Annotated in this window: 15 protein-coding genes and 1 tRNA gene; 9 read left to right on the top strand and 7 right to left on the bottom strand. The window is 29.6% G+C overall.

Annotated features, from left to right (window positions below; translation table 11 throughout):
* Positions 1 to 348 precede the first annotated feature (348 nt).
* Positions 349 to 424 (top strand) — tRNA-Gly (locus ACP5GV_RS07435).
* 270 nt (positions 425 to 694) lie between these two features.
* Here the strand turns inward: ACP5GV_RS07435 and ACP5GV_RS07430 are convergent.
* From ACP5GV_RS07430 to ACP5GV_RS07405, 6 genes are all read right to left on the bottom strand, one after another.
* Positions 695 to 1,489 carry an ARMT1-like domain-containing protein gene (locus tag ACP5GV_RS07430; RefSeq protein WP_428069824.1) on the bottom strand — a complete coding sequence of 265 codons (795 nt, stop codon included), beginning with the start codon at positions 1,487 to 1,489 and terminating at the stop codon, positions 695 to 697.
* Positions 1,482 to 2,501: a pyridoxal-phosphate-dependent aminotransferase family protein gene (locus ACP5GV_RS07425; protein WP_428069826.1), complete on the bottom strand. Its 1,020-nt coding sequence runs from the start codon at positions 2,499 to 2,501 to the stop codon at positions 1,482 to 1,484. The genes ACP5GV_RS07430 and ACP5GV_RS07425 overlap by 8 nt, the downstream gene beginning before the upstream one ends.
* A complete protein-coding gene (locus ACP5GV_RS07420; RefSeq protein ID WP_428069828.1) occupies positions 2,498 to 3,442 on the bottom strand; it encodes an NAD(P)-dependent oxidoreductase in 945 nt (314 codons plus the stop codon). The genes ACP5GV_RS07425 and ACP5GV_RS07420 overlap by 4 nt, the downstream gene beginning before the upstream one ends.
* 62 nt (positions 3,443 to 3,504) lie before the next feature.
* Complete coding sequence (locus tag ACP5GV_RS07415) at positions 3,505 to 4,149, bottom strand: ATPase (protein WP_428103114.1); 645 nt, start codon at positions 4,147 to 4,149, stop codon at positions 3,505 to 3,507.
* 40 nt (positions 4,150 to 4,189) lie between these two features.
* Complete coding sequence (locus ACP5GV_RS07410) at positions 4,190 to 4,750, bottom strand: hypothetical protein (protein ID WP_428069830.1); 561 nt, start codon at positions 4,748 to 4,750, stop codon at positions 4,190 to 4,192.
* Between the two features lie 59 nt (positions 4,751 to 4,809).
* A complete protein-coding gene (locus ACP5GV_RS07405) occupies positions 4,810 to 5,076 on the bottom strand; it encodes a ferredoxin (protein WP_292319860.1) in 267 nt (88 codons plus the stop codon).
* A gap of 239 nt (positions 5,077 to 5,315) precedes the next feature.
* Here ACP5GV_RS07405 and ACP5GV_RS07400 point away from each other — a divergent pair, with 239 nt between their 5' ends.
* From ACP5GV_RS07400 to ACP5GV_RS07375, 6 genes are all read left to right on the top strand, one after another.
* Positions 5,316 to 6,581, top strand: coding sequence for an MFS transporter (locus ACP5GV_RS07400; protein ID WP_428103112.1), 1,266 nt, complete (start codon positions 5,316 to 5,318; stop codon positions 6,579 to 6,581).
* Positions 6,582 to 6,638: 57 nt separating this feature from the next.
* Positions 6,639 to 7,037 (top strand): single-stranded DNA-binding protein, encoded by a 399-nt coding sequence (locus tag ACP5GV_RS07395; protein WP_292319873.1) that lies wholly within the window; start codon positions 6,639 to 6,641, stop codon positions 7,035 to 7,037.
* A 51-nt stretch (positions 7,038 to 7,088) separates the two neighbouring features.
* On the top strand, positions 7,089 to 8,435 hold the full coding sequence (gene tldD / locus ACP5GV_RS07390; protein WP_428090506.1) for a zinc metalloprotease TldD: 1,347 nt from the start codon (positions 7,089 to 7,091) through the stop codon (positions 8,433 to 8,435).
* Positions 8,428 to 9,684: a TldD/PmbA family protein gene (locus tag ACP5GV_RS07385; RefSeq protein ID WP_428103110.1), complete on the top strand. Its 1,257-nt coding sequence runs from the start codon at positions 8,428 to 8,430 to the stop codon at positions 9,682 to 9,684. Before tldD ends, ACP5GV_RS07385 begins: the two co-directional genes overlap by 8 nt.
* A gap of 40 nt (positions 9,685 to 9,724) precedes the next feature.
* Complete coding sequence (locus ACP5GV_RS07380) at positions 9,725 to 10,570, top strand: hypothetical protein (protein ID WP_428103108.1); 846 nt, start codon at positions 9,725 to 9,727, stop codon at positions 10,568 to 10,570.
* Positions 10,571 to 10,764: 194 nt separating this feature from the next.
* Complete coding sequence (locus tag ACP5GV_RS07375) at positions 10,765 to 11,859, top strand: radical SAM protein (protein WP_428103106.1); 1,095 nt, start codon at positions 10,765 to 10,767, stop codon at positions 11,857 to 11,859.
* Here ACP5GV_RS07375 and ACP5GV_RS07370 read toward each other — a convergent pair.
* Positions 11,849 to 13,033, bottom strand: coding sequence for an aminotransferase class V-fold PLP-dependent enzyme (locus tag ACP5GV_RS07370; RefSeq protein WP_428069841.1), 1,185 nt, complete (start codon positions 13,031 to 13,033; stop codon positions 11,849 to 11,851). The two genes, ACP5GV_RS07375 and ACP5GV_RS07370, sit on opposite strands and share 11 nt — an antisense overlap.
* Positions 13,034 to 13,160: 127 nt before the next feature.
* Here ACP5GV_RS07370 and gcvH point away from each other — a divergent pair, with 127 nt between their 5' ends.
* On the top strand, positions 13,161 to 13,580 hold the full coding sequence (gcvH, locus tag ACP5GV_RS07365; protein WP_428069843.1) for a glycine cleavage system protein H: 420 nt from the start codon (positions 13,161 to 13,163) through the stop codon (positions 13,578 to 13,580).
* Positions 13,581 to 13,730: 150 nt separating this feature from the next.
* Positions 13,731 to 14,537: FAD-binding protein (locus tag ACP5GV_RS07360; RefSeq protein WP_428103104.1), on the top strand; the 807-nt coding region annotated here is incomplete at its 3' end.

Raw genomic sequence — 14,537 nt, 5'->3', positions numbered from 1 at the left:
ATAACAATTTGTTTTGGGTTTAAGGTCGAATAGTTTTACAGTTCGATACCGGCACTTGGTTCCTGTGTGGAACCTTAAATTTTTATATTCTCATACTTAATAAAATAATAGACAAATTATATTATATAGCTTTATAACTTAATATTAAAAATTCTGAAATTTGATTTTATAAAATGATTAAGTTTTGGCAATCAATTTTTGGAATAAAGATGATCTTCTAGGACTCCTATTTATCAGGAAGTGAGGTCGGCTACTGCTATCATTCTCAGTAAGTTAGCCTTTAGCGATAAGATTTAGAGTATCCATCATCGTCAGATTTAAAAACTCAAGACCTCTATAATAATTCGAGCGGCGGTAGTCTAGCCTGGATTAGGACGCTGGCCTTCCAAGCCAGAGGTCCCGGGTTCAAATCCCGGCCGCCGCATTTTATTCCTAAAATGATGCATTATTGCCAATATTATGTTAAGAGAAAATAATAAATTATATAACAATCATACCAACTTCTTCCCTGCCCTGAAGGGCGAAGAGTTCCTTAAGTGATGGACTCTTTAAAACTTAGAATTTCACAATATATAATGAAGAGGTTAAATAATAATTATTATGATTATGGAATAAAAGATATAATTTACTGTAATAAAGATAATTGTTCATCTGAAGATCTTTCAGACATAAATTATAAATTTATTATAAATAGTTAAATTTTAAAAATTTTTAATAAATCTTCACCGTTTATTATTATAGGAGTGTTTTTAGCTACATTAAACTTATCTGCTAAAACGAAACATTTGGCTCTAAATAAATGAAGGGTGCTTAATGTATGATTTGAAAATAAATAAGCCTCTAAATTAGCTATTCCTTTTGCTATTAAAAAACCATTATTAATGCTCTTTAATGGTGAATAATTGCCATCCACAACTATGTCTGGCAATATTTCATTATTCATCGAAACATCTATCTCATAACTTTCCTTTCTCATTACAGTTTTTACTTTATAACCATTTTTAATTAAAGTTTCTTTTAAAAGCAAATCAATATAAACTTCTCCAGAATTATCGAGTACCAAATAAATTGTTTCATTTTTTGGTATTTTAATTTCACCAAAAATTTTGGGCTCATCATACAATGCCTTGTTTATATCAATAGGCTCGTATCCTAATACATTTGAGTCTATTATGTTAGCAGCAGCTGAAAATTTCAATGCTAAATTTATATCCCAATTATTTTTTATTAGTTTTTCTTTTATTAGCAAAGATGCCTTTTTACCAATTTCATTCAAATAATTTTTTATATAATTATAGGGATCGTCATTTTTTACCAATTTTTTTATATAATTAAAGGTGTCTACAAATAATTCATCCCTATTTTTATTAGTTTTTAAATTGCGTGAAATTTCTTCTAATAGTTCTGGTATTTTATCATCATTCCCCAGTTTAATTAAATCGTTAACCCTACTTTCTATCAGGCAAAGTTTACATCTCTTATCAATCATAATAATTAATAACCTCCGCAATGTTTTTTATATCATCGAAATTTACATCTCCCATAACTCCAATTCTAATAATATTTTTAGCTAAGTTACCCATTCCTGATGCTATGGTGTAACCCTTCCTTCTCAAATCTTCTATTATTGTTTTTGCATTATTTGTATAAAATGCTGAAACTGTATTGCTACTAAATTCTTCTTTTGCAACTGGTTTTAGTTTAACTAAATTTTTTAAATAATCTGTTTTCTCTCTGTGCATTTTTGCATAATTATCAACGCCTATCTTTAAAATATAATTTGTTGAATAATCTAAGCCCATAATAACGTTTATAGGCGGAGTATATGGAGTCTCAAGATTTTTCTTCATATCAATAAACTTATTCAAATTCATGCTAGGAGGTAGTTTGTCTAAATTTCTTGGTTTAATGTTATAAAATATAATTGAAGCGCCTGGGATTGACATAAATGCCTTATGTGAAGCTGTTGCTATAACATCTATTTTTTTCCCTATCTTTTCAGCAGGTATTCCTGATACGCTATCAACTAATAAAATAGCATTTAGTGAACTAGCTATATCTTGTATTTTTTCTACATATCTGTTAGCAACTCCTAAGCTTGTTTCATTATGAACCATTGCAATTGCTTTTAAATCATTAATTTTTTTACTATAATCTTCAACTATATCTGGAGCTACAACGTCACCAATTTCACTTTTTATTATGTGCAATCTAGCATTTCTTGAAATTAATGATTCGCCTAATCTCTTGCTGAATTCGCCTATATCAATCAGTAGTACATCTTCATTCGGATTAACATAATTATAAACCATTGTATCTATTGAAAATGTTCCAGTTCCTGGAAATATAAGGACTTCTTCTCCAATAATTTTTTCCATTTTTTCAATCACAGATGAAAAAATTTCTTTAAATTCATTAGATCTATGGAAATATGGCTGATTATTAATGTAATTTAATACTTCTCTCGGTAGTTGTATAGGCCCTGGGGTTAAGTATTTCATTTATTCCAAACCTCCTTTAAAATATTTGCAGCAAACTCTTCAGTTAGTCTATCCATAGCTTCATAAGTTTCAGAGCCAATGTGTGATGTTACTATTACTTTGTCATTTTTTATTAATCTTCTGAACATTTCATCTTTAGGAGGTTCTTGCTCCAAAACATCTAGTCCAATGCCTTTAAATTTATCTATATTTTCTAATAAAGCTTTCGTATCTATAACTTCTCCTCTACCTGTATTTATTAATATTGCATTATTTTTAATTAAAGAAATAGTCTCATAATTTATCATATGATATGTTAAAGAAGTTAAAGGGACGCTCAATGAAATTATATCGCTATTTTTAAGAAGATAATCTAATGAAACTTGCTTGCCCTCATATTTTTGAACTTCTTCGCTTACATCTATAATATCATTAGCTAATATCTTCATACCTAATAGATATGCGTACCTTGCAGTTGCCCTTCCAATTCTTCCAAAGCCTATTATTCCTAGAGTCTTTCCATCAATCTCATTGCCTATAATTTTTCCTTTAGGCCATTCGCCATTTTTCACCATATCGATTATATTATAAAGTTTTCTTTCTAAAATGAATATCATTGATATTATAAGTTGAGCAACACTTTTACTAGGTGCGTTTGGAGCATTTATAATCTTTATACCTTTTTTCATAGCATATTCTATATCTACATTGTCTAAACCAACCCCAAATCTAGCTAAATATCTTAATTTATTTGAACTATCAATTATTTCCTTATCTATTTTTAACCTGCTTCTGAAAACAAGGATATCATAATTGTTTAAAACCTTAATGATTTCTTCCCTATGTATGCCTGGACTATAATTTACATTAATTCCATTACTCCTTAACAGAAAAACTAGCCTATCAGGTACGTTATCAACCACGAGTGCGTCGACAATTACGAACACCTCTCCTTTTTTCACTTATTGTTTGGGTATATAAATTTTTCCCACTAAAAATTAATGTTCTAATTTTTTCAAAAATATTAAAGTTGGTTAAAATAGCTGCTTGTTAATAAGATTCTGCAACATTCTAGTTCTTTAATACTAATATCAACAATTTTAAAATTCTCTTTATGCAATGGACTGTTTAAAACTATCGTATGGTATTCTCCATTTTCACCTAAAGGATCTGCATTATCTTCCTTTGCTAAATTAATAAACCAATCCACATTACTTTTATCAATAATTTTTCCAACACTTTCTCTTAATTTTTTAGGCCTTGCGCCCAAGACCTTAAATGAATAGTTATCATTTATATCTTTCATAAGAATTTCTAATGTATCCAAACCCCATAAAGGTTCTTTAAGCTTAGCCCCAGCCTCATTTACTAACTTCTCCATGTATTTCAAATGATCCTCAACATATACATCCCCAGCTACTAATGTATCAACATTAAACTTTTTCAGCAGTTCTACAGTTTCATTGAATTCTTTCCCTTTATGCAGTCTTTTCACAATTATTGGAACTCCAATAGCGGAGGCCGATGCAATAGTTGATTGTAAGTTAACTATATGCGGACTAGGCTCTGGGAATTCATATATCAAAAACAAAAAAGCATCGACTGGCCATTCTAATTGTGCTGCCCTAAGTCCATCTTTTCCACCTGAAAACATAGATAACTTGACCATAATTCTCCCCTCATTTTTCAAATAGCTTATCTCTTTTAATTTATTTCTTAATATCTAAATATACTTGCACTCCTTTTTCTTTTAGTGCATTTAAAGCTATTGTGTATATTTTTTCCAAAGGGGCTTTACCATGATAAACATCTTCTTCAAATTCCATATTTAACCCCATTTTTAATCCTATTTTATAAGCTGGTGAATTTTCTGCATGAAAATAAGCTTCCATAATCTTAATTCCCCTAATATATGAACCAAGTATTAGGAAAGCCGCTACTATAGTTCCTAACCCTCTTTTTCTATGATGTGGGCTTACTATAAATGCAAGCTCTGCACTATCAATACTGTATGAAAAATTTTCACCTAATGCAGCTATATTTTTCTCTTCATCCTCTCCTATAACTGCAAATCCATATTTATTTTTTTCTCCAAATATTTTTTCAACATGTGATGAAAAATCCTTATAAAAACTTAAAAATCTAAAATATATTGATTCATTATCCATAGACTCGTAAAATTCTATTATTTTTCTTTTATCTTCTTTTTTTGCGTATCTAAAAGTATAATTAATGCCTCCATCTTTGTATTTTCCTAATATGTCATCCAAAATATATCCCAGTATATATATAATATTTGTGATATTTATTTTTATTTCAAAAATAATTTTTACGCTGTTTGAGGTTGAACTATTTCCTGAGATACTTCACTATGTATTATTTGTGTTGGGCAACTCTGAACAGCAGCATCTATGCAATCTTTCAAATCATCTGGGACGAAACCTTCTGATATGTTATTAGGATCTTTTCTCCACTTAGCAATTACATTAGATTTACCGTCTACATCTGACATTTCAAAAACATCTCCACATAGACTAACACATACCATATCTGCTATGCAATTATCTCTAGGCTCTATCCAAACTCTTAGGGTCATGTTACTTCACCATTTTTTCTTCTATTAATTAAAAGTTTTTATTTAGAAGTAAATATTTTTTAATAGCTTGAAAAGAAAAAATATATACTTTACAGGATTTTATTATAAGTTTATAGACAGGAAATAATTATTAATAAAACATTTTTAAAGTGTTAAGCTTGCATCCCTTATGACAAAAAATATAATAAAACCAATATACTTCTTTATTTAAAAAGTAAATGGTTTAGAAGGGTGGGAGGGTGGGGATAAAGCTATATAAAGACAATTGGATGTACAGCTTAATACCATATAATATAGCAATGGGACCACTATCAACTCTAATTACATTACAAATCTTAAAATTAGGAGGGAATGTGATAGATGTTGCTTATACCATTTCGTTAGCTAATTTATCTAGTATAATTGGCTCTTTGATATGGGGATTCACCGCTGATTATTTTGATAGGAAAAAGCAGATACTTATAAGCTTTTCAATGGTAGGATTATCATTAGTTCTTATATCATATGTTAGATCTATTGGATCCATTGAGCTAATATTTTCATTATTATCGTTTTTAAACTCGGCAAGTGCAACGCCTATATCTTTATTAATAATGAGTACCGTTAGAAAGGATTTATGGACATCAGCTTATGCTAAATTAAATTACTTATCATCGATAGGATATTTAATTGGTTTAGTTGGTTCTTCTATTTTAGCATTTTATTTTAAAATTAATGAAATATTATTAATAATGGGATTGCTGGTTCTCATATCTTTTGGATTATCACTATATTTTGTGCCTAAACCTGAATTACATATTGAAAGGACAGCTTTACTTCATAATTTAGAATCTTTCTTAATTAGACTAAAACAGATTCCAACAATTTTCATACATTTGCCGTCTAAGCATTCATTCAAAATATTTTCTTTATCTAGATTAAAATCATTACCATCAGCTTATGTACCTTTATTATATACAGGTATGTTCCTATTTTACATTGCTTCTGGCATATTCAATACAGAATATCCTGCTGGACTTAAAACAGGAGGACTTTCTAATAGCTTAGTATTGATGATATTTTCTATAGGCATGGTTTTCCAAATAATTTCTTATTATATTTCTCCAAAAGTAATTAACAAGTTCGGTAAGGCTAGAAGTTCTTGGATGTCATTATTAATAAGGGGGTCATCATATTTTATGATAGGTTTATTAACTGTATTAATAGTTAATAAAATTTCCCTTATATTAACTGGAGTTATTTTCTATCCATTAGCAGCAGGTCTCGCTTTCTCTATATTCTATACTTCGACTAGCATAATGATTTTTGAAATTGCTAGAAGCGGAAAAGAAGGCTCTACTTTAGGAGTATATAGCACGTTGACAGGAATAGCAACCACGTTTGGATCATTCATTTCTGGTTATATGGCTAGATACATGGGCTTTGGTTTAACATATATTGTAGCAGCTATTATACTATTGATTAATGTGTTTATATTTAGGACTATAGAAAGAATACCGAGATAATCTTCATGTTAATTTATTAACAGAGGTTTTAACTAGTAATTGGCGAAAGAATTGAAAGTGAATGAATTAGCGCCTAAAAGCGCTGTTGAGGAAATAAGTGTAAAGGTCATGAAGGTATCAGAACCTAGGAATGTATTCGGAAAGGATGGCATGTCTCATAAGGTTTCTGATGTATTGGTTGGAGATGAAAGCGGTACAATAATTATGACTCTATGGGATAACTCTATAAACAAAGTAAAAGAGGGAGAAACAATAAAAATCCAAAACGCCTTTGTTTCAACATTCAAAGGAAGCATGAGACTATCATTAAACAAAAGTAATGGTACAATAACAGTATCTGAAAAAGAAATAGAAAATGTGAATACAAATAATAATATGTCGGATAGGGTAGTTGAAGAAGAAAGAAGAAGTTACGGTGGTTATGGTAGAAAGCCTTCTTATAGAAAAAGATATTAAATAACAAAACTTTATATTTTTCAATCATTTTCTATATTATTAGTGGTTAAATTGGAAGAAAAGCTAAACTCACTTTTATCTATGGGAGCAGATTTTGCTGATATAAGATATATGAAAAGCAAGACATTAATTGCTAACAGCAGCGAAGTAAGAAACATTATTTCTAATAACGGCATATCTGAAGGATATGCAATAAGAGTATTATATAAGGGAAACTTTGGCTATAAATTTACAACCAATTTAAATAACCTTGATTTAAAAGATGTTTTATTACTAGCTGTGGGTAATGGAAAAACAAATGTCTACCAGTTAAAGCCAAAAAAAGATATGGTTATTATAAAAGAAAAATATCCTAATAGCAAAAAGCCTAACGAAATCATTGAAGATATATCAAAAATTAAAGAAGAAATACTTAATGCAGATAAGAGGATCAAATCGATAAACGTCAGATATTCTGAAAATTCAATTGAAAAACAATATCTAAGCAGTGATGGAAGAGATATAGAAATAAAATACAAAATATCATCTTTATCAATTTCAGCTGTAGCAAGAGAAAACAATATAAATGTCAGTTCCCATATTTCTTTATCAACATATCTTGGTTACCCTATAGAAGTTTTTGATATAAATGAATCAGTAAATAAATTATTAAATAAGGTATCCATGCAACTAAAAGGGAAATCAGCTAAAGCAGGAGAGGCCAAAGTTATTTTATCTCCAGAAGTTAGTGGAGTATTCGCTCATGAAGCTTTGGGTCATCTTGCAGAAGCAGATTTAGCCATATCTGGCATATTAGGCAAGCTTAAAGGTAAAAAAATTGCTAAAGATATAGTAAACGTCTCAGATTCTCCTTATCTTGATTATCCAACAGCTATAGGGATAACACCATATGATGATGAAGGAGTCGAAGGTAGAGAAGTAAATATAATTGAAAATGGTATTGTAAAAGAGTTTTTAAACAATAGAACATATGCATTATATACAAATGAATTGCCTTCAGGCAATGGTAGGTCAGAGGATTTTAGAAGCAGCATATTAATAAGAATGAGAAATACTTACTTCAAGCCTGGAAAATCTAGATTTGATGAAATGTTGGAAGATATAAAAGAAGGATATTTGATGAGTTCAGTCCTAGGCGGTCAAACGAGTCCAGATGGAACCTTCCAGTTTGGCATAGAAGAGGGATATAAAATAGAAAACGGAGAAATTAAGTATCCTTTAAGAAATGTCGGTATAGCAGGATACACGTTAGAAACTTTATCTCAAATAACAGATGTTTCAAAAGATTTCAATGTCTGGCCCGGAGTTTGCGGTAAAATGGGACAAAGCGTATATGTGGGTACTGGAGGTCCTTATGTAAAAGTAGAGAAAATTAAGGTAGGTGGTTCCAATGAGTAAAGAAGATTTAGATTACATAATAAATAAAGCATCTAAAGAAGGTGCAGAAGCTGAAATACTGCACGTTAAGATTAAAGTCTATGAAGTCTCTAAAGAAAAAAATGAACAGCACGGTATGACATATGAGGAAGATGGTTATGGCCTAAGAATTATAAAAAATAAAAAGCTAGGCTTTTCTTATGGAAATAAGATATCTGACGAGTTATATGAATTAGCGATGAGTTCTCTTGCAGCAGGAAAAGAGGATGAAGCTAATATTTTATCTTATGATTCAAGAAAAGTTAAATTAGAAGGTATATTTGACGAAAGTGTAGTAAATCCGATTGATAATTTGAAGTATTATATAGAATCGTTAGATTCTATATCAGATAAGGTTAATTTTATCAATCAAAGAGCTGTAGCAGGATATACAACTATTGAAGTTAAGAACAGTCTTGGCTTAGATTCTAAATCAAAAACATCATTTATATGGATAGGAGGGGTAGCGAATTACCTTGGTGATGAGGTAGGACCTGAAATTTATGAGGGAGAATCGTCAAAATTCTTTAAAAAAATTAACATAGATAATCTATTAAATAACCTAGTTTTAAAAATAGATATAACTAAAAGAAGAAGAAAATTTGAAAACAATAAAAAGAATATAGACATTATATTTACTCAAAAGGCTATAAATGAGCTTGTAGTTCCTTTGCTTACGAATGGAATAACTTTAGAAAGTTACTACAGAAATAGAACACCGTTTAAGTTAAACGATATATTTGATTCAAAGATAAGTGTAACAGATGATCCTTTGATACCTTATTTACCTTGGTCACGAGAATTTGATGGAGAAGGGCTACCATCAATTAGAACAGAAATAATAAAAAATGGTACATTAATGAAGTATCTCTCCAATACTTATTGGTCAAAGAAAGCTAACATGGATAACACGCATTCAGCTTTTAGATCATTTAATTCGTTACCTGGAATTTCGACAAGTAATTTAGTATTTGAAGGAAAATCTTTTAAAGATGATGATGGAATATATATAGATCAAGTTCAAGGAGTTCATACAAGCAACTTCGATACTGGAGACTTCAGTGTTTCAGCTAACGTTTCATGGGATAAAGATGGAGGATTCAGAGAAATTATTATTTCTGGAAACATAAAAGATTTGCTAAATAAAATAATTGGGTTTAGTAGTGATGTTATATCATATGATAAAGTATATTCTGGTAAAATGAAAGTATCAGGATTAAGTATTGCATAAATTAATTAGCTTTTAAATTATAATATTAATTGGTGAAAATTTGATTACAAAATTCCTAATAAATAAAGAGAAGCTAAAATTTAATGAGGCCCAAGCATTTACTGAAGAAATAATAAAAAATTTGTTTAAAGAAATTAATTCTACATATATTTTTTTAACTTATCTAAAAGAAGCAGGAAATTCGATAGGTCTATATTATAAATATACCAGCAAAGAAAACACTTATAGGAGATTAACTGGAGGTCCTGAAATAAGCTTTCACGAAGATTATGAATATATAACTATTTTAACGAGTAGAGTTGAAACACTTAAAAAAATTAATGATAGAGCTAAAAATATCGCTAAATGCGTATCTGGAATTGAGCCGTATGCTGGGATTTCATTATCAAGGGATAAGAAACTTTTATATGGTATAACAAAGCTGGGAAATGTAGGATTAATAGAAATAATAACAAATAATAATAACAAAGATGTTAATTGGTGTATAGAGCATTTATTTGAAAATGTAATCGAAGAAAAAATAAATGCAAAATCTAGCCAAGAAGCTGCCAATTCTTATTTAAAAGATAGTTGGATTCTTTATGGAAATAAAAATTATGAGCTATCTTCATCTTCAACTAATAATGGATTCTTTATTAATTTGAATGCTAAAATTAAGGACAATTATATTGAGCATATATTGCTTACAGGTAACTTTTACGCGTCTCCTCCAATGGAGCCCATAAATGCAGTATTAGCTTTGGAAGGGACCCCTATAAATGAAGTTTACTTTTATGGAATAAAAGCAAGATTTAAAAAAATTGAAATAGAAGGATTAAATAGAGAAAATGTTTTTTATGTTTTAGATGATCTCTATAATAAATTGATTAATTTTGAAAACAAATGATCAATAAGTAATAGATTTTCTATAAAAGAATTCAAATTTTTATCTAAATTAAAATTTTTTAATCTCACTTTTTTAAAATTTATGATAACAGTTTAATACAGTAGATTAATCGAGAACTTTCTATTATAAAGTATTTACATGTATAAAATACTAATTTATAGGTCTAAAATATTTAGTGAAAAATAGGGTATATGATGGAATTATCTTTTGATGAAATGACATTCTTAGCAGATTGCCCAGCAACCCCACTATCACATCTGGAATCAAATGGACAGCATCTAATTGATAATAATCCATATCAAGTAACAATATACATAACCAGAGAATGCAATTTAAATTGCACTCATTGCTACATATCCGCTGGAAAACCTTTAAATGATGAACTTGAAAAAGAAGAATGGAAGCATATTATAAAAAATCTTAGCGAATTAGGCACAAAAGTTTTATATATATTGGGTGGTGAACCTTTATTAAAGGATGGAATATTTGAAATAATCCATTACTCTACTACTTTAGGGTTATACACTAGCTTGAGTACTAATGGTATATTAGTATCGGATAAAGTCTCAGAAACTTTAAAGAAATCTAAAATTAATGAAGTTCAAGTAAGTATTGATGGTCCAAACGAAAGTATAAATTCTATAATAAGAGGAAAGAATAACTTTAATTTAGCAGTAAATGGAGTAAAGAATTTAATAAAAGCGGAAATACCTACATCTATCAGCTATGTTATAACAGAACACAATAAAGACTATATAGAAGAAATGATTAGTTTAGCGGAAAACCTTGGAGTAAAGTCAATTAATTTTTCTCCAGTCCAAATATTCGGAAGAGCAAAATTAAACAACTTATTATTAAAAAGAAATTCTGCTATTGAAGCTTATAAAAAAATTAAAGAAATTAAGGATAATCATAAAATTAAAATAACAACCAATGGTTTTAGATTTTATTTGAATAATATTTATGATGTATATTTATCTCTAAAAAATAAAGTTAAAGCTAATTATTATTCTTGTCCCGCTGGTAGATCTAGATTTGTTATTGATGCAAATGGCGATATATATGGCTGTGAACTTTTAATAAATCCAATGTTTAAAGAAGGAAACGCTATAAAAAATGATCTAAAAGATATTTGGAAAAATAAGTTCAAAACTTTTAGAAAAGATTGGTGGCTAAATTTAAATGATTGTAAACAATGTAGTATATCATCATTATGCCAAGGCGGTTGCCTAGCAAGAACAATAAATAATAATATGATAAAAGATCAAAACTGCGTTTTCAAGTTTTAATTGATTTTAATGCTTGAATTAACTTATACACATCGTTTTCTTCATTCGGGAAATGAATTGAAACCCTTATACCTCCTATACCAGCACTTGCTCTGCCTGAAACTTTAATAAAGAATTTCCTATAAAGTTCATCAACAACTTTATAGTTATCATAAATATTAGGATACAATTTAAATGTTAATATTCCTGATGCTTTTTTATCATCTAATGGAGAAACTATTTCTATTCCGTTCTCAATCAAATGTTCAACCAGTATTTTCCTTAATTTTAATATATGGGTATTGATATTTTCAACTCCTATATCATTAATTAGTTTTAATGATTCTCTAAGACCTATTAAAGACGGTATTGAAAAGAAGCCCCCTGTTTCATATGATTTTGCACCTTCTCTTTTCAATTTGTATTCATTAGCTGGTGATTTATTTGCATAACCCCAGAATTCATCCCAGCTCATCCCTACATCTAAATTTAAATATCCGTAATTTGGAGGATTTGTTAGCTTAAGTGCTCTGTCACTTATATAAAGAACCCCTACTGAAAAAGGAGATAATAACCATTTTTGGGTTCCAAATGCAACAAAATCTGCTTTGTTCTTTGATGCATCAAAAATTGATTGTCCAATATGCTGTATTGCATCAATTACTAAAAAGCCATCATTTTCATGTATAGCATCCGCCATTTCTTTTATATCAAGCATAAGTCCATTAACCCAAAAAACGGAGCTCGTTAAAATTACTTTCGTTTCTTTATTAATTTCATGCAAAATATCATCTATATTATAATCCCCTTTTTTGTTTCTAATGACTTTTATTTTAACTCCTTTTTCTTTCCATTTTAACGATTCTGAATAAACCGTTGGAAAATCTAGATCGAATACAATCATTTCATCTCCTTTTTTGAGATTTATTGAATTCATAGCTGTTTGAATAGCTGGGGTCGTGCTATTACCTATTAAGGCTATATTTTCCTTTTTGCCATTTATTAACTTTCCCAAATTGTTCTTGATATCATCAATTATGCTACCATAATAGTTAGATGTGGTTAGCTCATCTGGTCTAGATTTCAAATTTTCTAAGTAGTCTTCCATTGCCTTTATAGATCTATAAGGAGGATCTCCTACAGATGCCCAATTTAAATAAGTGTACTTGTTAAAAACTTCAAATTCATTTTTCATCAATTTTGATCCTAATAAAATATTCAAATATCTGTTTAATAACCTTTACCCATAAAAAATTATGATCTAACATAAACAAATTTAAAGTTTAAATTTCTGTATTTGCAAATAATATTGGGTGAAATTTATGAGTAGATATCAAGTTAAGGTAGGAAATTTGAATGTTATAATTGATGATTCAGTTCTTTATACCAACAGCGATGAATGGATCAAAGTAGAAGGTAAAAATGCAAGAATAGGAATTACGGATTTTGCCCAAAAACAACTAAAAGATATTGTTGGCATAGACTTACCGAAGAAAGATTCAAACATAAGCAAAAATGGAACTTTGGCAGTATTGGAATCTGTTAAAGCTACTGCCGAAGTATACTCTCCAATAGATGGAAAAGTTGTAGAAACTAATGAGAGGCTTCTAGATGAGCCGGAATTAATTAATAAAGAACCCTATGATAATGGATGGATTGCAGTTATAGAAATGAATAATTTTAATAAAGAAGAATTTCTTACTCATAATCAATATGTAGAAAACATATCAAAGAGAAAATGATTTCTCTAATTCCAAGTTTACATTAATTTATATTAGCAGTAATATTAATTTATATTAAAACATAATATACTGTATTATACAACTATAATAATAGACCTTTTAAATTCAGATATTAATGTTTAAATTGTGAATTAAGAGGCGTACACCGAATTGACTGTGGAGACTATAACTCATGATATTATAGTTTTGGGTGCAGGCCTTGCAGGTCTTAGAGCCGCTGTTGAGATAAAAAGAAAATATGGAGATAAACTTGATGTAGGTATCATAAGCAAAGTCCATTTAATGAGAAGCCATAGTGTTTCTGCTGAAGGAGGAACATCTGCTGTTTTATATCCAGAAGAAGGAGATAGTTTAGCACTACATGCATGGGATACAATAAAAGGTAGTGATTTTCTAGCAGATCAAGATGCTGTATGGATGTTCGTTAAACTAATGCCTGAAGAAATACTACTTTTAGATCATTGGGGTATGCCATGGAGCAGAAGAGAAGATGGAAGAATAGCACAAAGACCTTTTGGGGGCCATTCATATCCTAGGGCAACAATGTCTACAGACAAAGTAGGCCATAATGAGATGAGGACTTTATACAATAAATTATTACAATATGATAAGTGGGAAAGATATGATGAATGGTTTGTAACTAATTTTGTTGTTGAAAATGGTATATATAAAGGATTATATGCAATAAATATGAAAGATGGGAAGCTCTATTTGTTTAAGAGTAAGGCTGCTATTATAGCAACAGGCGGTGTTGGGAGGCTTTACTCGTTTACAACGTATGCCCACTCTGCAACAGGCGATGGAACCGCAATGGCATTTAGAGCAGGAGTCCCTGTTAAAGACCCTGAATTTGTACAATTCCATCCGACTGGGATAGTGCCTCAAGGTATCTTAATTACAGAAGGTGCGAGAGGGGAAGGAGGAGACTTACTAGAGAAAATATGCCAAACTACGATG

This window comes from Caldisphaera sp., from assembly GCF_049974385.1.
Taxonomy (GTDB): Archaea; Thermoproteota; Thermoprotei_A; order Sulfolobales; family Acidilobaceae; genus Caldisphaera.
This window is presented reverse-complemented; position numbering and strand designations above follow the sequence as displayed.